The organism is Shewanella benthica KT99, assembly GCF_000172075.1.
Taxonomy (GTDB): Bacteria; Pseudomonadota; Gammaproteobacteria; order Enterobacterales; family Shewanellaceae; genus Shewanella; species Shewanella benthica_A.
Map to the genome: position 1 here is coordinate 14,825 of NZ_ABIC01000008.1, position 26,025 is coordinate 40,849.

The 26,025-nt window shown below is 46.5% G+C and carries 23 protein-coding genes and 4 pseudogenes; 13 read left to right on the forward strand and 14 right to left on the reverse strand.

The window, feature by feature from the left end; all coding sequences use genetic code 11:
* Positions 1-198 precede the first annotated feature (198 nt).
* From KT99_RS22675 to thiE, 7 genes and pseudogenes are all read left to right on the forward strand, one after another.
* Positions 199-432, forward strand: coding sequence for an ATP-binding cassette domain-containing protein (locus tag KT99_RS22675; RefSeq protein WP_005497693.1), 234 nt, complete (start codon positions 199-201; stop codon positions 430-432).
* 122 nt (positions 433-554) lie between these two features.
* The gene (locus tag KT99_RS05105; protein WP_420038531.1) at positions 555-1,343 is read left to right on the forward strand and encodes an ABC transporter permease; all 789 of its coding nucleotides are present in this window, start codon (positions 555-557) and stop codon (positions 1,341-1,343) included.
* Positions 1,344-1,443: 100 nt separating this feature from the next.
* Positions 1,444-2,025, forward strand: a complete 582-nt coding sequence (locus tag KT99_RS23235) for an ABC transporter substrate-binding protein (protein WP_005497701.1) — start codon at positions 1,444-1,446, stop codon at positions 2,023-2,025.
* Entirely contained in the window at positions 1,935-2,393 is a 459-nt protein-coding gene (locus tag KT99_RS23240; RefSeq protein WP_269764040.1) for an ABC transporter substrate-binding protein, read from the forward strand. The genes KT99_RS23235 and KT99_RS23240 overlap by 91 nt, the downstream gene beginning before the upstream one ends.
* A 44-nt stretch (positions 2,394-2,437) precedes the next feature.
* On the forward strand, positions 2,438-3,112 hold the full coding sequence (gene tenA, locus KT99_RS05115; protein ID WP_005497704.1) for a thiaminase II: 675 nt from the start codon (positions 2,438-2,440) through the stop codon (positions 3,110-3,112).
* Positions 3,113-3,150: 38 nt separating this feature from the next.
* Positions 3,151-3,948, forward strand: coding sequence for a hydroxyethylthiazole kinase (gene thiM / locus KT99_RS05120; RefSeq protein ID WP_005497705.1), 798 nt, complete (start codon positions 3,151-3,153; stop codon positions 3,946-3,948).
* Between the two features lie 59 nt (positions 3,949-4,007).
* Positions 4,008-4,649, forward strand: a pseudogene (gene thiE / locus KT99_RS05125) (thiamine phosphate synthase); the annotation flags it as partial.
* A gap of 288 nt (positions 4,650-4,937) precedes the next feature.
* On the opposite strand, the gene KT99_RS05130 reads toward thiE, so the two are convergent.
* The 9 genes from KT99_RS05130 to KT99_RS05170 form a co-directional block, all read right to left on the reverse strand.
* A complete protein-coding gene (locus KT99_RS05130; RefSeq protein WP_040571634.1) occupies positions 4,938-5,915 on the reverse strand; it encodes a transposase in 978 nt (325 codons plus the stop codon).
* A 370-nt stretch (positions 5,916-6,285) separates the two neighbouring features.
* Positions 6,286-7,764 (reverse strand): ribosome biogenesis GTPase Der, encoded by a 1,479-nt coding sequence (gene der, locus KT99_RS05135; protein WP_005497710.1) that lies wholly within the window; start codon positions 7,762-7,764, stop codon positions 6,286-6,288.
* Positions 7,765-7,943: 179 nt separating this feature from the next.
* A complete protein-coding gene (gene bamB, locus KT99_RS05140) occupies positions 7,944-9,131 on the reverse strand; it encodes an outer membrane protein assembly factor BamB (protein ID WP_005497712.1) in 1,188 nt (395 codons plus the stop codon).
* A 9-nt stretch (positions 9,132-9,140) separates the two neighbouring features.
* A complete protein-coding gene (locus KT99_RS05145; RefSeq protein WP_005497714.1) occupies positions 9,141-9,761 on the reverse strand; it encodes a YfgM family protein in 621 nt (206 codons plus the stop codon).
* 13 nt (positions 9,762-9,774) lie between these two features.
* Complete coding sequence (hisS, locus tag KT99_RS05150; RefSeq protein ID WP_005497716.1) at positions 9,775-11,049, reverse strand: histidine--tRNA ligase; 1,275 nt, start codon at positions 11,047-11,049, stop codon at positions 9,775-9,777.
* A gap of 160 nt (positions 11,050-11,209) precedes the next feature.
* Complete coding sequence (gene ispG / locus KT99_RS05155; protein ID WP_005497717.1) at positions 11,210-12,325, reverse strand: flavodoxin-dependent (E)-4-hydroxy-3-methylbut-2-enyl-diphosphate synthase; 1,116 nt, start codon at positions 12,323-12,325, stop codon at positions 11,210-11,212.
* 121 nt (positions 12,326-12,446) lie between these two features.
* Complete coding sequence (locus tag KT99_RS05160; protein WP_005497718.1) at positions 12,447-13,124, reverse strand: RodZ domain-containing protein; 678 nt, start codon at positions 13,122-13,124, stop codon at positions 12,447-12,449.
* A gap of 306 nt (positions 13,125-13,430) precedes the next feature.
* Positions 13,431-14,219 carry a type IV pilus biogenesis/stability protein PilW gene (pilW, locus tag KT99_RS05165; RefSeq protein WP_040571635.1) on the reverse strand — a complete coding sequence of 263 codons (789 nt, stop codon included), beginning with the start codon at positions 14,217-14,219 and terminating at the stop codon, positions 13,431-13,433.
* 31 nt (positions 14,220-14,250) lie between these two features.
* Positions 14,251-15,372, reverse strand: coding sequence for a bifunctional tRNA (adenosine(37)-C2)-methyltransferase TrmG/ribosomal RNA large subunit methyltransferase RlmN (locus tag KT99_RS05170; protein WP_005497721.1), 1,122 nt, complete (start codon positions 15,370-15,372; stop codon positions 14,251-14,253).
* 290 nt (positions 15,373-15,662) lie between these two features.
* Here KT99_RS05170 and KT99_RS05175 point away from each other — a divergent pair, with 290 nt between their 5' ends.
* Positions 15,663-16,760: a CNNM domain-containing protein gene (locus tag KT99_RS05175; protein ID WP_005497723.1), complete on the forward strand. Its 1,098-nt coding sequence runs from the start codon at positions 15,663-15,665 to the stop codon at positions 16,758-16,760.
* A 129-nt stretch (positions 16,761-16,889) separates the two neighbouring features.
* Positions 16,890-18,638: a bifunctional metallophosphatase/5'-nucleotidase gene (locus KT99_RS05180; RefSeq protein WP_005497725.1), complete on the forward strand. Its 1,749-nt coding sequence runs from the start codon at positions 16,890-16,892 to the stop codon at positions 18,636-18,638.
* Between the two features lie 143 nt (positions 18,639-18,781).
* Here the strand turns inward: KT99_RS05180 and KT99_RS05185 are convergent, their stop codons facing one another.
* The 4 genes and pseudogenes from KT99_RS05185 to KT99_RS20515 form a co-directional block, all read right to left on the reverse strand.
* Positions 18,782-19,282 (reverse strand): GNAT family N-acetyltransferase, encoded by a 501-nt coding sequence (locus KT99_RS05185; RefSeq protein WP_005497726.1) that lies wholly within the window; start codon positions 19,280-19,282, stop codon positions 18,782-18,784.
* A gap of 141 nt (positions 19,283-19,423) precedes the next feature.
* A complete protein-coding gene (locus tag KT99_RS05190; RefSeq protein ID WP_005497728.1) occupies positions 19,424-19,726 on the reverse strand; it encodes a hypothetical protein in 303 nt (100 codons plus the stop codon).
* A 151-nt stretch (positions 19,727-19,877) separates the two neighbouring features.
* Positions 19,878-20,099 (reverse strand): DUF3820 family protein, encoded by a 222-nt coding sequence (locus tag KT99_RS05195; protein ID WP_005497729.1) that lies wholly within the window; start codon positions 20,097-20,099, stop codon positions 19,878-19,880.
* Between the two features lie 99 nt (positions 20,100-20,198).
* Positions 20,199-21,101: pseudogene (locus KT99_RS20515) on the reverse strand (ISAs1 family transposase).
* A gap of 118 nt (positions 21,102-21,219) precedes the next feature.
* Between KT99_RS20515 and KT99_RS05210 the strand changes: the two are divergent.
* The 4 genes and pseudogenes from KT99_RS05210 (at position 21,220) to KT99_RS05220 (ending at position 23,444) form a co-directional block, all read left to right on the forward strand.
* Positions 21,220-21,971: pseudogene (locus KT99_RS05210) on the forward strand (AAA family ATPase).
* Positions 21,972-21,999: 28 nt separating this feature from the next.
* Complete coding sequence (locus tag KT99_RS22680) at positions 22,000-22,191, forward strand: hypothetical protein (protein ID WP_005497733.1); 192 nt, start codon at positions 22,000-22,002, stop codon at positions 22,189-22,191.
* 57 nt (positions 22,192-22,248) lie between these two features.
* Positions 22,249-22,420: pseudogene (locus tag KT99_RS23510) on the forward strand (CopG family transcriptional regulator); the annotation flags it as partial.
* Between the two features lie 199 nt (positions 22,421-22,619).
* Positions 22,620-23,444, forward strand: a complete 825-nt coding sequence (locus KT99_RS05220; protein WP_005497735.1) for a zinc-dependent peptidase — start codon at positions 22,620-22,622, stop codon at positions 23,442-23,444.
* 613 nt (positions 23,445-24,057) lie between these two features.
* On the opposite strand, the gene KT99_RS05225 is transcribed toward KT99_RS05220, so the two are convergent.
* Entirely contained in the window at positions 24,058-25,461 is a 1,404-nt protein-coding gene (locus KT99_RS05225) for an HDOD domain-containing protein (RefSeq protein WP_005497736.1), read from the reverse strand.
* Positions 25,462-26,025: the final 564 nt, after the last annotated feature.

The window sequence follows — 26,025 nt, forward strand, 5'->3', positions numbered from 1 at the left end:
ACGCCGATTTATCCCTTCATATCGCCTATATGGCACAACAAGATCTCTTGATGCCTTGGCTATCTGTACGTGATGTTAAGTCATCAATTCGGTAAGCAAGTTGCAGGCTCACGGTCCACCTCTGCGCGTAAGTTAACAAGCGAAAAATCCTTGGCGTTGCTGCAAAAAGTGTGACTGGCAGACAGTGCCAGTCACACGGTGTCGCAACTGTCGGGTGGCATGCGTCAACGGGTGGCACTGGTGAGAACCTTGATGCAAGACAAGCCTGTGGTGCTGATGGATGAACCTTTTTCGGCCCTGGATGCTGTGACGCGTTATCGCTTGCAAGATCTGGCCTGCGAATTATTAATCGATAAAACCGTGGTGTTGATCACTCACGATCCGCTTACCCGATCAGATTTACATCATGCGAGGAGTACCCGCCGTGGCTGAGTCCCTGAACGTACCTAGCTCGCCTCCCCCCGTCAGTTCGATGCCCAGTGCGCCGCACTGCAGCAAGAGATAATGACATGTTTAGAACGAGAAGACGGAGCAGCACAATAAGCATGAATAATATGACCCGTGTTGACCTTATTCCCTGTCAGCAAGACAACAACAAATGGCATATGACTCCCGTGCTTCGTCTCATGATCAGCGCGTTAGTCATTATTGGCTTACGGCAAGCCGTGGTGGTTATCTTAGCTATGCCGTCGTTCATATTACCGGCCCCTTTAGATGTATTTGACAGGCTGATACAGAGACATGATGTACTGCTTAAACATACATTGGTCACGGCTCAGGAAATTGTACTGGGTTTATTGTTAGGCTTAGCAATGGGACTGTTTTTTGCTTTGCAAATGTTGCTGTCTAACCCGATAAAACGTTGGTTGTTACCTATCTTAATTGCCAGCCAGGCGGTGCCTGTGTTCGCCATCGCCCCGGTATTGATGCTTTGGCTGGGTTATGGCATGGCGTCAAAGATTGTGATGACGGCACTGATCATTTTCTTTCCTGTGACCACCTGTTGCTATGACGGCTTGCGCAATACCCCCACAGGTTATCTCGACCTTGCCCAGACGATGGGCGCCACTCGATGGCAAATGTTACGCCATATTCAATTTCCGGCGTCTTTGCCTACGCTGGCATCGGGGATCCGTGTGGCAGTCGTGATCGCCCCCATTGGCGCGGTGGCTGGAGAGTGGGTGGGTTCCAGTGAAGGCTTGGGCTATCTGATGCTACAGGCGAATGCGCGCATGTTGATCGATGAAATGTTTGCCGCGCTGCTCATTTTATCCGCACTGTCGGTCTCGCTATATTTTGTCACCGATAAGCTGTTAAAAAAATTAATCCCCTGGGAAGTCTAGTCCATGCCATAGCCATCAATAATGTGTGGCACAGCTAGCGATTACCGCTAACGATGTTTAATAACGATATTCGTCCGTAAAGAGACAACAAGGAAATGTAATGAAGCATAAATTTATATTAACGGCCCTGGCCTTAACTGCCGCGATCCTGTCTTCCCATGTTCAAGCCGAGACTAAAACGCTGACCTTGATGCTGGACTGGTTTGTCAATCCCAATCACGGGCCGATTGTGATCGCCAAGCAGCGCGGTTATTTTCAACAACAGGGTCTTAATATTGAGATCCTAGAGCCTGCCGACCCCAGCATGCCACCAAAATTGGTGGCGGCGAACAAGATCGACTTGGCTATTTCTTATCAGCCCAACCTGACGATTGATGTTGCCGCCGGCTTACCCCTGATCCGTGCGGCAACCTTGATTGCCACCCCCTTGAATACATTGATGGTGCTCGATAACAACAAAATTAATGATTTGTCCGATCTAAAAGGTAAGAAAATTGGTGTTTCCATCGCCGGAAATGAAGCCGCAAGCATAGGCACTATGCTGCAGACAGTGAATGTTAGCCTCGCCGATGTGCACATCATCAATGTTGGTTGGGCGCTCTCGTCTTCACTGCCTTCGGGAAAAGTAGATGCTATCTGGGGGGGGGACAGCGTAATTTTGAAACCAACCAACTGGCGTTAGAGGGTTATCAAACCAAAACCTTCTATCCAGAAGAACACGGTGTACCGACATATGATGAACTGGTATTGGTCGCGAATGCCAAAAACTACGATAAAGACGCAATCAGGGCGTTTAATAAGGCGTTAGAGCAAGCGACGACTTACATCGTTAATCATCCGCAAGCGGCGTGGCGAGAGTTTGTGGCATACGCGCCAGACACACTGAATAATGAGCTCAATAAACGTGCCTGGAAAGATACCTTGACCCGTTTTGCACTGCGTCCTGCGGCGGTAGATTGGCAGCGTTATGATGACTACGCCCAATTTTTGTATGCGCATCGAGTGATCGCAACTCTGCCGAAGGCACGCGATTACGTTCCGAATCTTTAATGTTTCAGCAGTCCTATACCAAGTAATAACACCGAGAGAACACTATGAATCACCAAGACTTAATCAATGCGTGTCGTGAAGACTGGCATGCCTACACCCAGCATGAATTTGTGCAACAACTGGCCCGAGGCGTATTAGCCCAACCGGCTTACCTGCATTATCTTAAGCAAGACTTTTTATTTCTAAAACAGTATGCCCGCGCCTATGCACTGGCCATTTATAAAGCAGACAGTTTAGCGGATATGCGTAAGGCGCTGCCTACTGTGCAGGCGTTACTGAATTCGGAAGTTAATTATCATGTGACTTACTGCGCCAAATGGGGATTGACGGAGTCAGATTTAGAGGCGGAAGCGGAAGATTTCGGTACCGTTGCCTATACCCGTTACGTATTGGATGCCGGTATGCGAGGCGATATTATCGATCTCTATGCGGCGTTAGCTCCCTGTGCCATAGGTTATGCCGAGATCGGTCGACATCTAGTTGCGGATGAAAATACTAAACTTGAGGCGAACCCATTTTTGGACTGGATCCAGCTCTATAGTGGTGAAGATTTCCAGCAGAGTGCGGCGCAGGGGATAGAGCGACTCGATGAATTATTGGCGGAAGTTAACTTACACAGTCAGCGCGGCCGTAACCTGGTTGAGGTTTTTAGGACCGCCACGCGGATGAAAATTGCATTTTGGCAACAAGGATTAGATGCCATCCCCGCGGTCATTTAATTTAAGCCGCACAATTTTTGCTTACGGATGTAAAAACGATGAAAAAGCAGACTCAAATAGACATAATTGTTAACGCGTTACATGCAGTTCGTCAGCAAAAGCCCTTAGTGGTGAATATCACTAACTATGTGGTGATGAATAACACGGCTAATGCGTTACTCGCTATTGGTGCATCGCCGATCATGGCCCATTCACGGGATGAAATGGCTGAAATGCTGTCTTTTTCAGGCGCCTTGGTGATCAATATTGGCACCTTAGACAGCCTCTGGCATGCCCGCATGGCATTTGCCGTCGAGCAGGCCAACATACATAATAAACTGATTGTACTCAATCCGGTTGGATGTGGCGCCAGTACATTGCGGACGGAAATATCACGTGAAATAGCCCAAGCGGCCAACAAGTTAATCATCCGTGGTAACCCATCAGAGATTATTGCACTCGCTGGAGAGCGAGGGCAAAGCAAGGGGGTTGATGCCCTCCAAAGCAGTGAGCAAGCCGTGGGGGCAGCACAATATTTGCTTGAAACTTACCGCTGCAGCGTCGTAATTTCTGGTGCGACAGACTTTGTGATGACCAGCGAAGGACAAGTTCAATTGCGCAATGGTCATCCTATGATGCCTTACGTCACGGGAATGGGATGTACACTGACCGCCCTCACCGGGGCATTCGCTGCCGTTGGCGAAGAGACTGGGTTAGCGGCCACGGCGATCATGGGGGTGGCCGGCGAAATCGCGGCACAAGAATCCCGCGGCCCTGGCAGTTTACAGCTTAATTTGTTGGATGCATTGTACCAGTTAGATACCGAGACCTTAGTACAACGCCTGAACATATCATAATCGTTTAACTTTTTTTACCTGTGGGGCAGCACATGAATCCATACTAGCTATATCTAGTCACAGATGATCGACAAGACCTGCATACCTTAAAAAACGTCGTTGCAGAGGCGGTTGCCGGTGGTGTGACTATGGTACAACTTCGTGAAAAGCATAATGATGTGCGTACCTTTATAGAAAGAGCATTGGCGGTGAAAGAGATTCTACAAGGCAGCGGCGTGCCCTTGATCATCAATGACAGGGTGGACGTGGCGCTGGAGGTGGATGCCGACGGTGTGCACCTTGGTCAATCGGATATGCCGGTCGTCCTGGCCCGCCGCTTAATTGGACAGGAAAAATTACTCGGCCTGTCGATAGAAAATAAGCAGCAGCTGATCGACGCAGAATATTTACCCCTGGACTATCTGGGATTGAGTGCCATCTTTGCGACGCCAACAAAGACCAATATTAACCGAGAGTGGGGCATTGCCGGGCTAGCCGCAGCGGTGAGGCAGAGCACCTTGCCTATCGTGGCAATCGGCGGTATCAACGCCACTAACCTCGACGCGATTAGCGCGACTGGGGTCAATAGGATCGCACTGGTGTCGGCGATTTGTCATGCCGAGTCCCCGAGGGCTGCGGCAACAAAACTGCTTCTCCAGCGAGTAAATTCAGCACAGTATTGCGCTAAAGGCGTTATCGGCAGCCTCTCCATCGGTAGATAGGGACTATCTACTTGCACCTGATAACCCGCACGCCATGCTATTTTGGCGTAGATAAAAAAATGAGCAAAAAATGAAGCCACCCATTGCTAATCAATACGATATCCAGCCTATAGCCAATAATCCATAAGCTTGTTCCACATAACCCCAATCGGACAAGTTAATGGCATATTCAAAGTCAGCAATCTTGTGAAAAGGGGATTTAGTAGGGAGAATGATGATATTCAGACAGAGGTCATTACCTCAAGCGATTGAGGAAGATAAGAGGCGAAGACGGAGTTAATTGAGTTATCAGCTTGCTTCTAGATATTTACAGCACCGAGAGAAATGCCTTCGTCGCTTCTCAAGATGTTCACAATAACTGGTGAGTTCTTGCAAGGTTCCTACTGGGCCATGAAATATTTTGCCAAAATCTCTCGTTATTTTTATCCAATTGTCTGCGGAAATATTCAGTCTGGTTAATATTTTAGCTGCATTATCAGAGATAGCCCCTCGCTTATCATCACGAATGATTCTACCTGTTCCATCGACCAGCTCTAGATAATCTTTGAGTGAGAAATTGATGCCTTTAGCTTGGTTCCGTTGCTCATTTCCAATAAAGGACAGTAGCTTTGTCGGTTGCTTACCCTTTAATGCAGCTTTCACTCGTAGCTGAAGGCTGGTGTAGTCTGAACTTTCAGGTGTTTTGGCCATCTTTGCGCGTATGGGATTGAGCTCAACATAAGCCATACAGGCTAGCACTGCGGCTTCATCGAGCAGGGCTTGTGACTTGAACCGACCTTCCCAGAAATGCCCTGTACAGTTATCTTCGATATTGGCTTTTCTGGCTATTGGCTCATTGAGACAGCGCATAAACCAGGAGATATCACTCAGTCGACTGCGGTATTGGGCTATTGAATGCTTTAGCGCATTAATTTCAAAACTTTCTACAATCTCACCTTTTGTAAATTTCTGAGTGATTTCAGTTCCTTTGAACTGTTGATGCCAATGCTCTACGACCTCTCTATCTGTCCAGTCATTAACAAGCTCAATATCAATATGAAGTACAAGGTGTAGGTGATTACTCATGACAGCATAAGCCACCACATCAATGGCAAACATTTCAGCTAAATTGAATATCTGTTCTTCTATCCAACCGCGTCTATGATCATAAGATTTCCCTGTAAAATCATCTACTCCCGTAAGGTGGGCGCGTCTAACGGTTCTACTGCAGCAGTGGTAGAATGAAGTGTCTTCAATACTCACTTGGGTACTTCTTGGGCGGGGCATAGCAAGCTCCTACTGAGGCTCATCATTAAAGCTTAGTCGGAGGAATGTAAGTATGCCATTAACTATGGCTGGCTTAATTTAAAATAGTATTCAATCTAGCCCTAACTCCAAGTACCAGATTCCCGCCCACAAGCATTGCGGGAATGACAAGTATTAGGACATAAACTCAGTGCAGGTGATAGGTCACATTGCAGGGATGACCTTCAAACACACTCCCAATACCAGCTCAGCCAGAAGCTAAATCAGAAAATGTAGTAAAACTTCATTCGAAGGCCTCAAATTCCCTATACCAAAAAAGCCAGTTAACATGAATTAACTGGCCTCTATCGATAAAACAAGATCCCAAGAACTATAACCTAGTTCCTAAAAGCTATTTGTTATCTTTATCTTTATCTCTGATGTGAGTCATCATGCGCTTGCGGCGGCGCTCCTGACTCACGGTAAGCCTCTTAGTGTGCAAGCCTTCAAACGGGTTAGCACCGTCCTGGAAGCGCACCTGGATAGGCGTACCCATGACTTTAAGCGAACGACGGTAGTAGTTCATCATGTAACGCTTGTAGGAGTCAGGAAGCTTCTTAACCTGATTACCATGGATCACCACGATTGGTGGGTTGTAACCACCGGCATGGGCATATTTAAGCTTAACACGGCGACCATTCACCAAAGGTGGCTGATGATCGTCTTGCGCCATCTGCATGATGCGTGTCAGCATAGACGTACTTACGCGGCGCGTAGCACTGTCATAGGCTTCTTCTACCGACTCATACAAGTGACCAACACCTGTACCATGCAGTGCTGAGATGAAGTGAATGCGAGCGAAGTCGATGAAGCCTAAGCGACGATCCAGTTCACTCTTAACTCTGTCTTTAATTTCTTGATCGATGCCATCCCACTTGTTGACGGCAATCACCAAGGCGCGACCTGCGTTAAGGGCGAAGCCCAACAAGCCAAGATCTTGCTCTGTGATGCCTTCACGGGCATCGATGATCAATAGCACCACATTACAGTCTTCGACCGCTTTAAGTGTCTTAATGACAGAGAACTTCTCGACGGTTTCATTGACTTTACTGCGGCGACGCACACCGGCAGTATCGATAAGCACGTATTCACGCCCTTCTCGCACCATTGGGATATAAATACTATCTCGAGTGGTTCCCGGCGAGTCGTACACGACCACACGCTCTTCACCTAAGATGCGGTTAATCAAGGTAGACTTACCCACGTTGGGCTTACCAATAATCGCCAGTTTGATAGGCAGGTCCTGAAGACGCTTCTGCTCGGCTTCGGCTTCCTCTTCGCTGTATTCTCTCTCTTCAACCTCTATATCGCCCTCACCATCGCGATGCAGGCCGAGCGCCTCGGCATAGGGTGCCAGCGCGTATTCGATCATGTTGGTGACACCGCGTCCCTGTGATGCCGCCATCTGATAGACCTCACCCAGACCTAAGGCCCAAAACTCGGCACAAGCAGAGTCGGCATCGATACCATCAATCTTGTTGGCTACCACAAAAGTGGTCTTATCACGTCGACGAAGATGCTCGGCAATCGCATGGTCGGCTGCGGTTAAGCCCGCTCTGGCATCGGTCAGAAACAGCACCACATCGGCTTCTTCAATCGCTGCTAAGGACTGTTGGGCCATATGAACTTCTATGCCCTCTTCGGTACCATCGATACCACCGGTATCGACTACGATAAACTCATAACCTGATAGGGAGGCGCGACCATACTTACGATCCCGAGTTAGCCCTGGAAAATCGGCAACCAAAGCATCTCTGGTGCGGGTAAGGCGATTAAATAGGGTCGACTTACCGACATTGGGTCGCCCAACAAGGGCCACAACTGGAATCATTTTTTTTGCCTCTAATCTACTGTGTTCAAATCTATAAAATATCAATAACTCGGATCTTGTCCTAGTTAAGACTAGCCCAAGCCGATACTACATCTTGTTTATTGTGCTTAATATAAGGTACTTAACACAAAAAGCCCCCAGAACGACGTCCGGGGGCTAAATATCAATTCAGATAAAGCTTACGGAAGCGTTATTCTAGCAATTTTTCCCGCACGAGTCTGAACATAAATGCTATCGCCGACAACCAAGGGCTGGCTATACAAGCCAGAACTGTCCACTTCGATGCGTCCAACAAGTGTTCCCGTCGACTTATCTATAAAGTGCAGATAACCTTCGAAGTCACCGACAACAAGATAATTTTTAAAGACGGCTGCCGAGGTTAAATTACGATTAGTTAACTCGATATTACTCCAAGTCTCTAAACCATTTCGTCTATCTACAGAGTAGATGCGACTAAAATCGTCCACCAGGAACAGGTTCACACCTGAATTAGCCAATTCATGGAAACTTGAGTACTTACGTGACCAAACAACACGTCCCGTCCTCAGCTCCATGGATACCAGGTTGCCATTAAAACTCACAGCATACAGGTTGTCACCTATGATCAAGGGCTGCATATCTACATCGGCCATACGGGTAAACTCGTTACCCCCTTTTGGCGTGTAGATAGCTTGTTCCCAGGCAGCCTGACCATTATTTTTGATCACCACGGCAATCTTGCCATCGGCAGTACCGACGAAGAAACCACCGGCTTCATAGGTAGCCGAACCGGTGCCGCGCAAAGTCAAGGTTGGCAGCTTAGACTCATAGGTCCACAGCTTTTCACCATCTTCGATTTTAAATGCTTCCAGGGTACCTGCGCTGGTGCTGACGACGACAACATCTTCTGCAACCGTTGGAGCCGAGAGTAGCTCGCCACTGGCCATGCTCAACCACTTAGTCTCACCGGTTTCAGCGTCAAGAGCACCGAGTAGACCACTCTCGCCACCAATAAAGACCATATTTCTCGCGGCAGTGACTCCGGCCGCTAACTTAGCCCCCTTGTTCTTGGCCAAGATATTATCTTTAAATGCCGAGCTAAAATCCCGACTCCAAACCTTAGCCCCTGTCGCTGCATCGAATGCAACGACTTGACCATATCTATCAGCAACGAACAGCTTGTCATATCTGGCAGCAGGACGAAGACGGGAATAATAGTCACCGACACCCCTACCCACACTCGCACTCCAACTTATTTCAGGAAATACACTGGCTTCTATTTCGGGTAATGGACTTACCGGCTCTTCTTCAACGTCGCTGGATGAACAGGCAGATAACAGGCCAATACTCAGACTACATGCGACGAGTGTTTTGCACCAAGACTTCATGGGCGTTCCTTATGCCTTATTCAAATTATCTAGCTTCATCTGTAGCCCAGAGCTTACATTGGTTCCACCGTTTTTAACGGCGGCCTGATAAGCAGCTTTAGCCCGCTTTTCATCCCCTTTACGCACCAGAAAATCACCTTTGAGCTCGTCTCTCTGTGCCGTAAAGGCAGGATCAGCGACCTGGTCTAACGTCGTGATGGCCGTGGTGATTTGGCCTTGCTCCGCTTGAACGCGAGCTAAGCGCATGGTCGCGACCATGACTAAACCTTTATCGGGTGCCGAAGAGACAACACTTTTCAGCGTGGCTTCCGCTTTCTCCAGATCACCGGCTTCAACAGCCGCTTTCGCCACAATAAGCTCAAGCAGTGACTGATAACCTTTCTGGCTGTGATCTTTGGCAAAATTTTCTGCCGCGGCTAACATACTGGTAGCAGAAATATTGTCGGCGCTCATCGCCTGGAAAGCTTCAGATGCCGACTCAGCTTGTGCAATCTTGTGATCGGAATAATAGTTCCAGCCAAATAACCCACCCAGACCAACCACGGCACCTACAACGATAGAGGTGCCATAATCTTTCCAGAACTGTTTGATAGCATCTACTTGTTGTTCTTCTGTGCTATAAATTTCCACGTGTTCTTCCTCTTTAAATCAGTTCTGCGATATAAGCTGCCAATCCATCACGGGCAACTAATGCTTGTTCTTTCTTCTCACGCAGGTATTTAACCGCGACCTGGTTACTGGCCAATTCATCTTCACCAATAATTAAGGCGATGAGTGCACCACTCTTATCTGCGCGTTTCATCTGTTTCTTGAAATTTCCACCACCACAATGGCTCATCACTCTCAAGCCAGGTAACTCGCGGCGAAGAGCCTGAGCAATTTTAATCGCTGCAACTTTACTCGCATCGCCCATGGCGGTGACATACACATCGACAGTAGCCGGAATATCATCAGTCAACTCAAGCGTCTCTAGCATCAAGACGATACGCTCCAGCCCCATAGCGAAACCGACCGCTGGTGTGTTCTTACCACCTAACTGTTCGACCAGTCCATCATAACGACCGCCGGCGAGGACGGTGCCCTGAGAACCCAAACTTGTGGTAACCCACTCAAAAACAGTGCGATTATAATAATCTAAACCACGAACCAGACGTGGATTAATGACGTATTTGATACCAACCGCGTCTAAGAGTTCACATAAATGTGAAAAATGTGCACGAGTTTCTTCGCCAAGGTAATCCATCAACTCAGGGGCGTCGACCAAAAGAGCTTGTACCTCTGGGTTCTTAGTATCCAGCACACGCAGAGGATTGGTGTACATACGACGCTGACTTTCTTCATCCAGCTGCTCTTTAAACGGCTCAAGATAAGCAATAAGCGCTTCACGATAGGCGGCGCGCTCGGCAGGGTCGCCTAAGGTATTAAGCTCCAGAGTCACATGGTCTGAGATACCTAACTTTTCCCATAGGCGGGCCGAAAGCATCAGCACTTCGGCATCGACATCCGCAGTGCCTATGCCATAAACTTCAACACCAAACTGATTAAATTGACGGTAACGCCCCTTCTGCGGTCGCTCATGCCTAAACATAGGACCCATATACCAGAGGCGTTGCTCTTGGTTATAGAGTAAACCGTGTTGATTACCCGCACGCACAGTAGATGCTGTACCTTCTGGGCGTAGGGTCAAGCTATCACCGTTCCTGTCATCGAAGGTATACATCTCTTTTTCGACAATATCGGTGACTTCACCAATCGAACGTTTGAAAAGATCTGTACTCTCTACGATTGGAGTACGGATCTCACTATAACCATAGGCACTCACGGTTTCACGGAGTACGGTTTCTAGTTTTTGCCATAGAGGGCTTTGGGTAGGCAGAATGTCGTTCATTCCGCGAATCGCTTGGATCTGTTTTGCCACGATATAGACTCGTCCGATTTAGCTATAAAAATTAAAAACGCCCCGCAGTATATCCTGCAGGGCAGGTATTCTCAAACTCAAAACTGTTAATTTGCCAACTGTTCGAAACAAAAAGGCAGACTCATGAATAAACCATGCTGAATCCGCCTAATGGGAGAACTTATTTGCTGAGATCTTTGGCTGGAATTCTCGCGTCGATCATCGCGGCTTTGGCTCTAATCTTGGCTTCCAGTGAATCGACTATGTTGTCATTATCGAAACGCTCTTTCTGTCTGACACCATCATCGAAATAACCACTCTTGCGATGGCCGCCTGTCAGGCCTATGTGCGATACCAGAGCTTCACCGGGACCGTTTACCACACAACCTATGATAGAGACATCCATAGGCGTAACAATATCTTCTAAACGTCGCTCGAGCTCATTGACTGTGGAGATCACATCGAACTCTTGACGCGAGCATGATGGACACGCGATGAAGTTGATACCACGGGAACGAATTCGCAACGATTTTAAGATATCGAAACCGACCTTGATCTCTTCGATAGGATCGGCGGCCAATGAAATACGTAAGGTATCACCTATGCCTTCGGCTAACAGCATGCCCAAACCAACGGCTGACTTGACTGAACCCGCTCTGGCGCCACCGGCTTCGGTGATCCCCAGATGCAGAGGTTGTACAATTTGTTTTGCTAGCAAGCGATAGGCTTCGACGGCTAAGAATACATCGGAGGCTTTTACACTGACTTTAAACTGATCGAAATTGAGTCTATCTAAGATGTCTACATGGCGCATGGCGGATTCGAGTAAGGCTGCCGGCGTCGGCTCCTTGTATTTATCCATCAAGTCTTTTTCTAACGAGCCGCCATTGATACCGATGCGGATAGGAATATTCTTGTCCCGTGCACATTCGACAACGCTGCGAATTCGCGCTTCGTTACCGATATTGCCCGGATTAATACGCAGACAATCTACACCATATTCGGCCACCTGAAGCGCGATACGGTAATCGAAATGAATATCGGCAATCAAAGGAATATGGGTCTGCTGTTTAATCAACTTAAACGCTTCGGCGGCATCCATGGTAGGAACAGAAACACGCACAATATCGGCACCGACTTTTTCAAGCGCATTGATCTGGGCTACTGTGGCGGCCACGTCGGTCGTACGGGTATTGGTCATCGATTGAACGGCAATCGGAGCACCATCACCTATGGGCACATCTCCAACATAGATACGGGTAGAGGCACGTCTTTTGATCGGGTTTTCGTTGTACATCTTATTTACTCTATATGCTGTTTGCCCCATGCAAGGGCAAGTTTAGCTCTAATCATTAGAGCGAAATTCATCAGACTACACTGATGAGTTTCAATTTATTACGTCTATACGCGAATACTGCTCAGCCAACTGAAGGAAGGGTTAATCGTGCCACTCGCCCACTGGGATAGTCCCTAAGGCTTACGGCTTCACCGTTAAGTTCAATGCTCACAGCCTGTGGCGCGCCTAAGGTTAATTTAAATGGCGCTTCACCAGCAACATTAAGCTGACTGCCCGCTTTTTTAAGATCGTTGATCAATATGTTACCTGCCGCATCGGTGACCTTGATCCAGCAATCGGCAGACAAGCTCAAGGCGAGTGTGGATTGTCCTATTGACTGAATGCTTGGCTTCGCGAGTGCCTGAGTGTTAATTTTAGTTTCGGTCTCATTCATCGATGAGCCCGATTCGTCATTCGGTGCGGAAACTAGCGCAGACTTGCTCTCTTTACTTTCCAAACCCGATGCTGCTAATGAAGCCACATCATGAGTTAAACTTTCGATGCCTGTATTGGCGTTACTGCTACCCGAGTCAAAATTGCTAGCCGCATCATAATCACTGGAAATGCTACCGGGCTCGTTCAGTGAGGCGGCAATCTCTTCTGCGGTAGGCTGAGAAAAGTCGATGGATGACAATGTATCCGATTTCTGCACCCACCAAAGCACTAACAAAGCCAGTAGAATGAAGGCAATCAAGTAAGTGACTAACGTCAACCTGCCATCACGTGCCTGCCGGGTCGTCTTACGGGAAAAACTCTGCATCTGTGGATCTGGAGCTCGGGGGACTTGTTTGACTAAGCAGCGCTGAATAGCCTTTTCATCGGCTTGAACGATGCGAGCAAAATTCTTTACATAACCTTTAACATAGGTGGAATAGGCTATCTGGTCAAAATATCAGCTTCAATATCCTCGATGATACAGGGCCTCAATGTAACTGCCCGCGATATCGGCGACACTGGCTCCCATCTTTTCACGGGATGTCTAACAGTGACCCTATCGTTTCGCTATCGGGTTTGTCTTGGTGAGTATCTGCTTCATCCTTTAGCATATCGATTTGTTTATTTGTCATTATTGCATACTGGCTCGATACTGTTTGGCTTCGACCGATGCGGGAAATTTGGCTAGCAGTAGTATACCAAACTGCCTTACTGCATCAGGATCATCTAAGCCTCGCTCAATGGTTATTCCTAACGTCAAACTCTCGACTGATTCTGCAATGACTCTGTGGTAACGAGCAAGTTGAGCACGTGCTTCGATATAATCGCCGCTATCGACGTCGATCTCGGTTAATTCAATCAAAGACACTCGTCTTCTAGGGTCATACTTTAGCGCTACAGTAAAATATTTTTGCGCTTTTTCTAGGTTTCCCGCCTTGCGGCTACAGATGCCTAAATTTTCATAGCTAGCCGCGGCGCGAGTATACAGAGGCAGCTTGATCGCCTTAAGAAACACCTTCTCGGATTCCGCATACTTTTTCTGCTGACAGAGAAACACGCCGAAATTATTCATGCCATCGCCAGTCGCATCACTACTATTGATGGACTTGCGATAATAAGTCTCGGCAAGATCCAACTCGCCTACCGTCTGATAGTAATATGCCATAGAGACATTGACGGCTTCTATATTCGGCGCAAATTTAATCGCTTTATTTAAATTAAACTTAGCTTGGGCGCTGTTGCCTCTCTGTAGATACCTGAGCCCGAGTTGTGCCCGCTGTTTGGCGGCCGAAACATTATCAAAAACTCTCTCGACTACAGGGATATCAGTACCGGTATACACTCGCTCAGACACACACCCAGTCAATAGACTTGAGGACAAGATAAGTAATGGGGTAAATCTTAGCAATCCTTGTATCATTGTAATGATATCTACCTAAATATTCAGAGAGTTAGTTTATTGTGACTGATATTTGATTCTCTTGCATGCGTTTTTTCGCTAAACGCTTGGTTCTGTCTCTAATATCGCCTGCTAACTGGCCACAAGCTGCATCGATATCCTCTCCTCGGGTCTTTCTCACTATGACTGTGAAGCCATATTCCATCAAGACTTTAGAGAAACGATCGATACGTGAATTAGAAGAGCGACCGTAGGGAGAACCTGGATAAGGATTAAATGGAATTAAATTAATCTTACACGGGGTGTCTTTCATCAGTTTAGCCAACTCATGAGCCTGATCTGTGCTGTCATTGATGTGATCTAACATCACATACTCAACAGTCACACGACCTCGGTTAGCATTGGACTTGGCAATATAGCGACGAATACTGGCTAAGAACTCCTGCAGAGGATACTTCTTATTCACCGGGACTAAGACATCACGTAATTCATCATTGGCAGCATGAATACTCACGGCTAAGGCTACATCAATGGCATCACCAAGCTTATCCAGGGCCGGAACAACCCCCGAAGTCGACAGGGTCACGCGCCGCTTTGACAAGCTGAAGCCGAAATCATCTAACATGATATCCATAGCCGGGATCACATTTTTAAGATTTAACAGGGGTTCGCCCATGCCCATCATGACAACGTTAGTGATCGGGCGTTCGCCAGTTTTTTTGATGAAGCCGATAAAATCGGCGACACGCCACACTTGACCGATGATTTCGGAGACAGTCAGATTACGGTTGAAACCTTGTTGGGCCGTCGAGCAGAAGGTGCACTCGAGCGCACAGCCTACCTGGGAAGACACACAAAGTGTGGCTCTATCGCCTTCGGGGATGTACACGGTCTCAACTTCCTGACCATCACCCACATTAATGGAAAATTTAATCGTGCCATCTGCTGACTTCTGATAACTGGAAATTTCAGGCGCTTTAATTTCACAACTCGCGGCAAGTTTAGCCCGTAATACCTTATTAATATTAGTCATAACTTCGAAGTCACTGACGCCAAAATGATAAATCCACTTCATCAGCTGATCCGCACGGAACGGCTTTTCACCCATATCGGTGAATAAGGCTCGCAGTCCTTTACGATCCAGATCCAATAAATTGATCTTCTTTTCACTCATTTTGACTAACCTCAACACTTAACTGTTCTAATACCTGCCACAGGGCGGCGAATTATACAGATTTGTGCGTATATTAGCTAGTCATCCACACTTCTTTCAGTTTAAATTCGCGGTACTATTTTACCCTGTTGTCGGCTAACCCAAGTTCACATTAGTAAGCAATTAGCTAAGCGCTGGCTAGATCATCGCTAAATTTTAACTTCCATGGGACATTGGTTAATCTTGAAGTGGTTGCGGGTTATGATAGAATTCACTTGGGCTAATATCGGTCCGTCAATGTAATACCCTAAATGATCACCCTCATTACTATTGTAGCAGTCGCTATCGGAGTCTCCTTCCTTTGTAGTGTCTTCGAAGCCGTTCTGCTTTCAGTAACGCCTAGCTATATTGCAAATTTAACTCAGTCCAACCCAGAAGCCGCCGCACGACTCGGACGTCAGAAAAAAAATGTAGAGTCACCACTGGTTTCAATCCTAACCCTCAACACCATAGCACATACGGTTGGTGCCGCAGTCGCAGGTGCCCAGGCGGCTAAAGTCTTTGGTGATGATATGCTCGGTGTATTTTCTGCTGTGCTGACTTTCTTAATCCTGTTTTTATCTGAGATCATACCTAAGACTCTTGGCGCAAATCATTGGCGTAAGCTGGCACCAAATGTGTCGATCGCCCTGTTGTGGATGGAGCGTTTCACTAAACCGCTTATTTGGATGTCCAGCCAAGTCACCCAGCTGTTAGGTAAAAGTGATGACGGTCAATATATCCGCCAAGAGATGAGTGCCATGGCTAAGATAGGTCATGAATCCGGTGAACTTGACGAACAAGAATCTAAAATTTTGACTCAGATGCTATCGGTGAAAGAGATGCCAGTAACCGCAATTATGACCCCGAGAACCGTCATGTTTAGCCTGCCGTCCTCGCTGTCGAATGAGGCGTTTGCATCGCGTCACAAGGCCACACCATTTAGCCGAATTCCTATCTATGATAAAGATCCCGATGATGTCATAGGTTTTATCAATCGCAACGATATCTTGCTGGCAGAACGTAACTCTCCTCACTCGCCTATCGGTAATTTGAAGCGGAATTTGGTGATCGTGCCTGAGACAGCTAAGATTTTACCCCTGTTTCAACTGTTAATTAAACGCAATTCCAAGATCGCTATGGTCGTCAACGAGTACGGTACCGCCGAAGGTATTGTGACTCTGGAAGATATTATTGAATCTCTGTTGGGACTCGAGATAGTTGACAGCAATGACCCGGTCACTAACATGCAGCAACTCGCGCGTAAGCAGTGGCAGAAGCGCATGGCCGACAAAGGTATACGCCTCTCAGATGATGGTGAGTTCGAGTCTTATCTACAAACCCCAAAGAGTGACCCGGCAAAGTATTAACCTGCTAAAAACCAAGCCGAGTGTTTAACGCTTAGTGACACAATCAAAAAGGGGAACGCAAGTTTCCCTTTTTGATGTCACGCGTTCGGTGATACTATCGTCCCCCGAATGGAACATAGAACAGACTCAATGCCCCGCAAATACACGCTTAAACTTGCCCACATCAATGACACTCACTCTCACTTCGATGCCAGCCGCATAAAATTCTGCTTAACTCATGCCGGTAAAAAGTTCGATGTATACAGTCACACTGGCGGTTACGCACGTATTGGCCATCAAATAAATCAAGCAAGAATCCAGGCAAAACAAGATAAACAAGCGTTTCTCTTCCTCCATGGCGGTGACAGCTTTCAGGGAACCCTGTATTTTCGTCAGTTCAAGGGCGTTGCCAATGCCCATCTGTTAAATCTGCTCAAACCCGATGCCATGGTGCTCGGCAATCATGAAATAGACGCGGGTAACGCCCCGGTATTGGCCTTTCTCAATAATATCGAATTCCCAGTGCTAGCCGGTAATATGGACTTGAGCCGAGAAGATGCGAGTAAGGAGAGCCCCATGAGCGGCCATCCTCGCTTACTCGACTATGATAGCCAGACAGGCAAGGCTAAAGTTCTCATCAAACAGATCCATGATAAGACTTTGGCTATTATCGGTATCACCTTAGATCAGATGACGGAAATTGCACGGTCTGATCCAGACATCTATTTTATTAATGCCATCGAGACCACAAGAAAAACCGTTGCACACCTTAAGTCGCAAGGCATCGACCATATCATAGTGCTGAGTCACCTTGGACTCGATCAAGACAGGCTACTTACGGACACTGTGGATGGCATCAGCCTTATCGTCGGCGGCCATAGCCATACCCTGCAGGGTGATTTCAGATCACTAGGCTTGAGTGCAACGACTTACGGTGAACGAGTCAACAACACACCTATACTGCATGCGGGTAAGCATGCAGAAACCTTAGGTCTGGCCGACATAGAGTTCGACGCTAATGGTCGAGTCACTCGCCTCCAAGGCCACAATTATTTCATGCTGGATCAGCAATTTACTCTCGAGTCGGCTGCAGGAGTAGCGCCCGAAGATTATACGGCTATCCGTAGCCAGCTTGAGCAACACCCGGGGATTCTCTGGCAACAGGAAGATCCACAAATCATCCGCATAATTGCCTCAGAATATCGCCCGGCTATCGCCTCGATGGACAAACAGGTATTAGGTTTTCTACCCAGAGATCTCATTCACACCCGTCTACCCAGTAAGGCCCTGCCCCACGGCAGTGAAATCGCCCCTTGGGTGTGTAAAGGCATCTATCATGAGGTGAAACGCATACACCAAAGTGTCGATTTTGCCCTGCATAATGCCGGTGGAGTGCGCCAATCCTTGAGCAAGGGTGAATTAACCTTAGCCGATGTTATTGGTCGCCTGCTGCCCTTCGATCTTCCCTTAGTCAAATATCAAATCTTAGGCCTATACCTGTTCGAAACCCTAGAGTCGGCGATCAACTCGGCGACGAATAACAGCGTTACCGGCACTGGCGCTGGCAGTTTTCCCTATACCTATGGACTCAAGTATTGCTACGACGGCAGAAAACCACAAGGAAAACGCATCCTAACACTGGAGATACTGTGCCCGAACAGTGCACCGGAGAAGTGGATAGCGGTAGATAAGAAGCAACATTATGTTGGGGTTTCTTCGGCCTATACTGCCTCGGGAAAAGAGGGCTATCATCCACTGCTCAAGGCCCAGTGGCAACGTCCTCTCGAGGAGCTAACCCTTGCCAACGCCTTTATTCGCTTCATGAAACGTGAGCAGACTCTGGAGCAGGAATTATCGCCTCTGGTGAGTTATACCAGCCACAGAGAAGCTGAAAATTAAACAGATGCTGGATTCAAGTATCTATAAAATCATTAACTCACAGCCTAGCTTCGCGGCATTATGATAGACATAAGACTTGAGTCACTTGCACTTAGCGGCTAGAGGCTAGAGGCGATGAGGAGGTTATCGGCTTAATATTTGATTTAACCTAACGACTTGCTCATCAAATACCCCATGATCACCTGGCCTAACTTTTCCTGATAGCTTCTATGGTTAACGTTAAATCCATAGGAAAGAAACAGGGGCTTTGACAGACGGGATGCATCGACACTGAGCTCTTTATATCCTTGCTCCCGTGACCAAAGCTCCAGCGCTTGATATAAAATCTTCGCGACACCTTTACCTTGATATTCGGGGTGAACATATAAGCTATCGATATAGCCGCGACTATGAAATCCCATTTCTATATTGATAAAGCCACTGCAAACTGGAAGACCATCATGCATAGAGCGAGTATCAATAACCAGCCAGGCTTTCGAGCGAATCATGCGCCTATGCCAATGGTAGGCTGATCTTGGTTTAGCCGACCAGGCAGATTTATCTGCCAGAGAATATTGCGCCTCATCTATGGCATGAATGGCATCATGAAAAAGCTGACTGACACTTTGAGCGTAGGCCGCCCGATAAGGGATCACTGAATACATTAATGAAGCGCTAAAAAGAAAGGATGACGCTATTTTGCATGAGAAATGCCATGAGATAAACACAAAAATGGTGGCCGTTACCTAAAGTAATCAAACCACCATTTATCACGTTCAATAATACTCGACTAAATTGAGCAAAGCTTACTTCTTATCGATACGTCCGACGAAAAGCAGTGCTTCGAAGGTGCGATCCAATGACTTACTGGTAAAATCATTCATCCACATCTGCTCTTGAACAACGACAGTGTCGCCCTTGTTAACTTCAACTTGAGGACCTGCCGCCCAAAAAGTCTTATCGGACTCTTTAATTTGCACATAAGTATAGCCACCAGCATTCATGGTATCTAATACTATGCCTTCATGTACTACGCCTGCAGCCCATGCACTTGAAATGCCTAATGCGAGAGCGGCAACTACTGTCAACTTTATTAATTTAGCTATCATTGCGGGTTCCTTATTTTTAGCGTTATGGCATCATTAGAACATGGAGAAAATAATAAATCTCTAATGAAAATCACGAAACGCACTGCCAAAGTTCAAGTTTTAGAGCAAGATCTCACAATTGAAAAATCTCACGTTTTCTACGGAACTTAAATCACCGCCGCGATTTATCTAATAGAGGTTCTAACATGCCTTCTAAACCGTTAAGTTTAATTTCATACATTAGAGCTAACTGCTCACCTAACTTACCTTCGGGAAAACCTTTGGAGTGAAACCACACCAAATAGGGCTCTGGCAACTCAAGCAGCTTCCTTCCGGCATACTTACCAAAGGGCATTTTCTGGTTAATTGCATCGAGTAGTACCTCTTCATTCATCTTTTTGAGCCCGACTCATCTTAGAAAGTAGCTCAGCAGGATAACGAACAGGTTGAAAATCACAAGGAAATATCGCACCTTTGCCATTAATGTGCACGGCTAGCGCATTTTAATCCCTGACTCTAACAGGGTTGAGCGATACTCGTCGTCCAACCCTGCCATCTTCTTTTTAGCCACTATACTCGCGCGTTTTGTCTGGTCTTGCTTGAACAAGGTCATTGCTATTTTTCTCATCACATTAAAAGCAAGCGGACCTCGGCCTTTACGGATCCGTGATTCATCTTCTCTGAATGTCATATCTAACACCCATACTTGCCAGTGATTTCGCACAGAAGATAACGCCTGCTCTGCATTTAAATCTAATGAGCTAATGTACCAACGTGTTTCAGTGGTCTCTTTACCTGTCGTTTTTTCATGTACGTCTGATGTCACTTTGATAATGCTTTTTAAGCCAACCCACTGATATTTATTATTTAACCAACTTTTACTAACCAGCACTTGCTGACAACGTCTTGTTTCAATTCACCCTGTAGACCAGAATGATGACCTTTAAGCGCTAGAATATAGTCAGCCTTTTGCTTAACGATTAGCTTTGCTATCTCTTTTTGACATCCCATAGCATCGAGCGTGATGATGCTGACAACTCCAGGCGCTCACAGTATGAAGTGCAGTTTTGCCGTCAATGGCAATGACATCGCAACCAGTACCTTCTAGGAGAGAAGAAATCCAAGCTTGAAAAGCTTTCTCTATTTCATCCGCTTTTAATCGGCAGATAACACGGGCAATAGTGTCATGCCGAGGAATAGCTGCTTTAAAAGGACGATACTGACGAAGCCAATCAAGCTTTAGATGTCCAAAGTTTTCAATGTCTTCCCATCCTTCAGAGCCTGACATAACCGCACTTATAGCGAGTAAAATAATATCTAATAAGTTATGTTTTTTACAACGCTCAATACGGGGATCCGCAATCAAATCAAAATGTTTTAAAAAAGTAGCAGTCATTAACATCACCAAAAAGAGTATTTGGTGATCTGATCGCTACTTGAGCATAAAGTTCAATTTATAATGATCTTGCCGTGCACAAAGTGATACAGGTGACTAAAGTAATAAGGGGAATTAAATGATCATATTAGTCGGAGGCGAAAAAGGCGGCAGTGGCAAAGCTGCTTAGCCCAAAATATCGCTGTATTTTTAACTGCCGAGTGTGGTGCATCCATCATCATGGTTGACTGTGATCCACAACGCACCACGTCTGATTGGATCCATGCAAGAAACAATAACCCGGATCTCCCCAGCATCAACTGTGTGCAACTCTATGGCAAGATACGCAATGATTTGCTCAGTCTGGAGCAACACTATGATTTCGTGATAGTGGACTGTGGCGGACAAGATAATTTAGCGCTGCGTGCCACCATGTCAGTTGCCTCACATGTGCTTATGCCACTTAGACCCAAGCGCCGGGATTTGAAAACCGTGAGCCATATGGATGACATAGTCGCGACTTGTATGATGATTAACCCCAAGATGCAAGCATCTTTCGTTATCACTCAATGTCCTAGCCTGCCAAATCAGGCGAACCGAATCCTTGAAGCCAAAGACGTGTGCCGCACATACGATATTAACGTATTAGATGCTATTACCTATAGCCGTAACATCTATGACGACAGTGAAGAGTCCGGCCTGTCTGTGATTGAGATAGAGCCCAAGGGTAAGGCAGCTGATGAGATGCGGGGGATCACCTGTGAGATGCTGCAAGCCAAAAATGCCACCGAAATTAGAAATCGTATCGCTACCATACATATGAACAAAATGAATTCGATGCGAGGTGAGTATGAGTCTAGCCGATCTCAAGAAAAACTCTACGCAGTCTAACTCGTCAGACATCACTAAAGAGAGACCCATGCATATGTCTCTCGATGCCTTGATTGATGACTTTATCGATGATGCCAGCTTGTATGCGGCGGGTCACAATAGCAATGACCCGACCATGGAAGATATCATGGATTTAGCAGCTAGATTTGCGGTACCCAACTCGGTTCCTATGCAGTCAAAATCTGTACGGTCTGAAGCTGAAAAGTTCAAACCGCCATAGCTAAAGGGGCAAAAGAATCATAACCAAGCAGTACTCAAGATAAGTAAAGGCGATAAACCGTACAGGAAAGCCACCTTCACCTTGAGTGAATCGGCTATCTCTCATCTTGCTGAAATAGCCAGTGGCTGCGACGTCGCTAAGTCTAAACTCATACGTTTTCTCATTGAACATCACTATTCACTCAATGAGAAAACGTAAACAAAAGGAAGATTCCATCATAGTCGATTAGTGACAATCTCTAACTGTTTCTCCCAACCTTAGCTGACAGCTTTCTTATCCCAAAGCGTACTTTCCGGACTGTCAGCATTTTTTGTTCTTTGTTTATCTCATCGATTAATTCTCTTTAAACTCAATCTATGATTGAAAATCAGCCTCATCACCCTTATCTCATGCATTAGGAATAGATACTTATATGGAATGGTATAATTATGCTCGCCATCTTTCTCGTTAGCTTAATCGCATCGGCCGCCATAGGCTGGATAGTATCGCGCAACTGGCGTGTTGCTCAGCGTCGCATGCGCATCACTCAGGTGCCCTTTCCCAAACCATGGCGGGAGGTTATTAAGAGACGCATGCCCTACTTTCGCTCTCTCCCGGCAGACCTTCAGTTACAACTCAAGAAGCATATCCAAGTCTTCCTCTCTGAAAAAGAGTTTGTCGGTTGCGATGGCATCATTATCGATGATGAGATGCGTGTCACCATTGCGGCCCAGGCCTGCCTACTGCTACTGAACAGGCCTACCGACTTCTATCCAAATCTTAAACAGATCTTAGTCTACCCTTCGGTATTTTTTGTCAATAACCAAGAGCACAGAAGCGGCGGCGTAGTGAGTGATCGCCAACGTATCCTGTCCGGTGAATCCTGGCAAGATGGCAAGGTTATCTTGTCTTGGCAGACGGCTCAGGCCGATGCTGCCAACCCGGTGGATGGCAGTAATGTGGTCATACATGAGTTTGCTCATCAACTGGATCAAGAAGATGGCAACGCCAACGGTGCACCAATTTTAGACAGAATGAGTGATTACTCTGCCTGGTCAAAAATACTCAACCTAGAGTTTGATGTCCTGCAACGCAACGCCGAGCAAGATATCCCTTCACTGTTTAGCTATTATGGTGCCACCAACCCGGCCGAATTTTTTGCGGTGATCACTGAGGTGTTCTTCGAGCGACCCGATGACTTCTATCAAGAACACAGAGAACTCTATCAAGAGCTGAGCCTATTTTTTAAATTAGATCCGGTAAACTGGCATTGAGCCATAACGGGAAGCGGTAAGCGGTAAGCGGTAAGTGGTAAGTTTTAAGTTTTAAGCTAATAGCCCTCGTCATTCCGGCATGCTTTTGGCCGGAATCCAGCTTTAATCAGGTAAGACTAAAACAGAAGTCCGAATAATAAAACTTGAATAATAAAAGCTAAAATAATAACAAAGAGGTCACCATAGCAAGACTAGAAAACACAGTCGACCAAGTTAAGAATGACAATAGATCCATTTCGGTATCGTCAGTTAACACATTATTTAAGGCATCGGTTATAGCATTAACCGTTATCGCCAGTGCTAGCTTAGTAACAGTCCAAGCCTATGCAGCTCAAGTAACGGCTCCTCAGTTAACAACAGACAAGCCCAGTAAACCTTTCCCTAAAGCGGCGGCGGTATTAGACAAATTACATCAAGCGGCGACGCGAGTAGATTGGGACACCTATTTCGGCTTATACCTGTTCCATTAAATTTATGATTAAGTCAGAGAAGTAGATAAAAGTAGGTTCGAGGGATGAGGCCCTAGGAACTCGACCCTCAAACCAAGGAAATCGTAACTCGAAACCCGGTAGTCGATGCTCAAAGATCGAAGCTCAAGACTCGGAGCTCGAAGCTAATGCCCCATAGATACAGTGAGACACAGGTTGGCAAGTTGTGCGAAGTGAGTAAAATTATCAAACTCGGCTCGAGTCAATTTACGCTCCGAACTCGCGCGGTCAGCATAGAGCATACCTATCACTTTTTGATCTATCACCAAGGGGGAGATCATGAAGCCCGTGGCTGATACCTTGCTTTTCAGATCCGGATCCATATACAGACGCCACTTAGGCGAGCTTGGATCATCAACAAACATGGCTTGTTTGAGCTCGATACTGTCATAAAAAAGGCATTGAGGCCGTTCTAGGGTAATAATAAATTCGCTCTTCATCTTCTCGGCCCCCTCGCCTAATGCGATACGCGGCTGCAATCGCTTACGATTAGGGGATAACAATAAAACACCGCAGCGATCCACACCCACTCCATCTAACAATCCCTCTAACGTGGTGGTGATCACCTGATTAAAGTCGGCTTTGTTGATGGCACAATCCGTGAGTTCGCGTAACTTCTTCAACTGTAAGGTCATGTTCGGCATACGAACCAAGGGGGCATTAATCTCGGCAAGCAGATCTTTGCTAAGATGCATGGGGTTGGGCAGATGCTCTATAAGCACCTTAGCGCCATAGGCTTCGGCTAATATTTTTGTGGCGTCACTACAGCGGACCATGCGAAGTTTCAGTTCATCGATCTCGATACCTAACATGCTGGCAGTTTGCTTTAGCCTAAGTTGCAGTTCCTCAGGCGCCGGATTTTCTTGTGCCAAGAGTTCACTTATTTGATTGGCTAAATAAATACTGCGGATCTCAGGGGTGCGCTCATCGGGATTACTCAGAGATTTAAGTAACACATCTCCCAGGCCCCAACTTCGTGCGATACCCAGAGAGAGCTTATTGAAAGAAGTGCCTAACATCTCACGAATGAGCCCTTTCTCTGCTTTGTTATCGCTACACTGCTCCAGAGCCACATCGAGCACAACCGCCTCATCACAACCGGTACTCCAAAAAGCGCTTTCACCTAAGTGATACAATAAGGAGGCAATAAACACCTCCTCCTGTAACTCTTCATCATGATCTTTAAGCATCATCTTGGCTAACATGGCCGCCTGAAAGGCACGGGCCATCAGCTTGATAAGTCTTTGATATACTGGCTCGGACAAGCCTTTTGATTCGAGTAAGCTACTGAGTAATTTAGCGGTAATACAGATATTACGTATGGCATCGAAACCTAACACCACAGTGGCACGACTCACGGTCGTCACCTGGTTCTGGCCTTTATTGTAAGTGACGCTATTTGCCACTCTTAATATTCGAGAGGTCAATGCATTATCGTGCATCACACTCTTCCCGAGTAATCTCAGGGAAGATACGTCGTCTTTAGCCAGCTTCTCCAGTGTTTTAACCGTAGAGCATAATGCCGGCATCTCCTGATCGCTGATGCGCCTAGTCCAATAATCGACTCCCTTCGATTTAACCTGAGATTGACTCTGTGTTTGGGAATTCAAATCGTTCTCTTCTCATAAATGCTGATAAAGAATTTAAATAAGCTTTTACCTACAGCTAAAGTATAAGCATGAAATTTATAACATAGTTAATACAAATAATACCAATAAACATAGCCGAGCTTAAGTAAAATACCAAAACAGTTTGATTGGGACGTGGTTAGCGACATGGGTGCCTGCTTATTGAACATATTGTGTACTTGTGAAGATGTAGACTGCACTATGATGGATTGTCAGAATAACTGACGAAGTAAATAGAGATATGAGAGTAACAGACAAAAAAATGCGGCCCAATCGAGCCGCAAACACAAGCAAACATTGTCGTAGCAATGTTATTCTTTAATCATACTCGGCTTACATTAAGCTAGAATGAAAAACCCATGCAGCACGTAGGAATACTGCACGGGGGACAACGGCTGCAAAGCAGCCATAAATACTTTCGCATTGGCGTTAAGCGCATTGATCACCATAGTACGTTCGACCGGA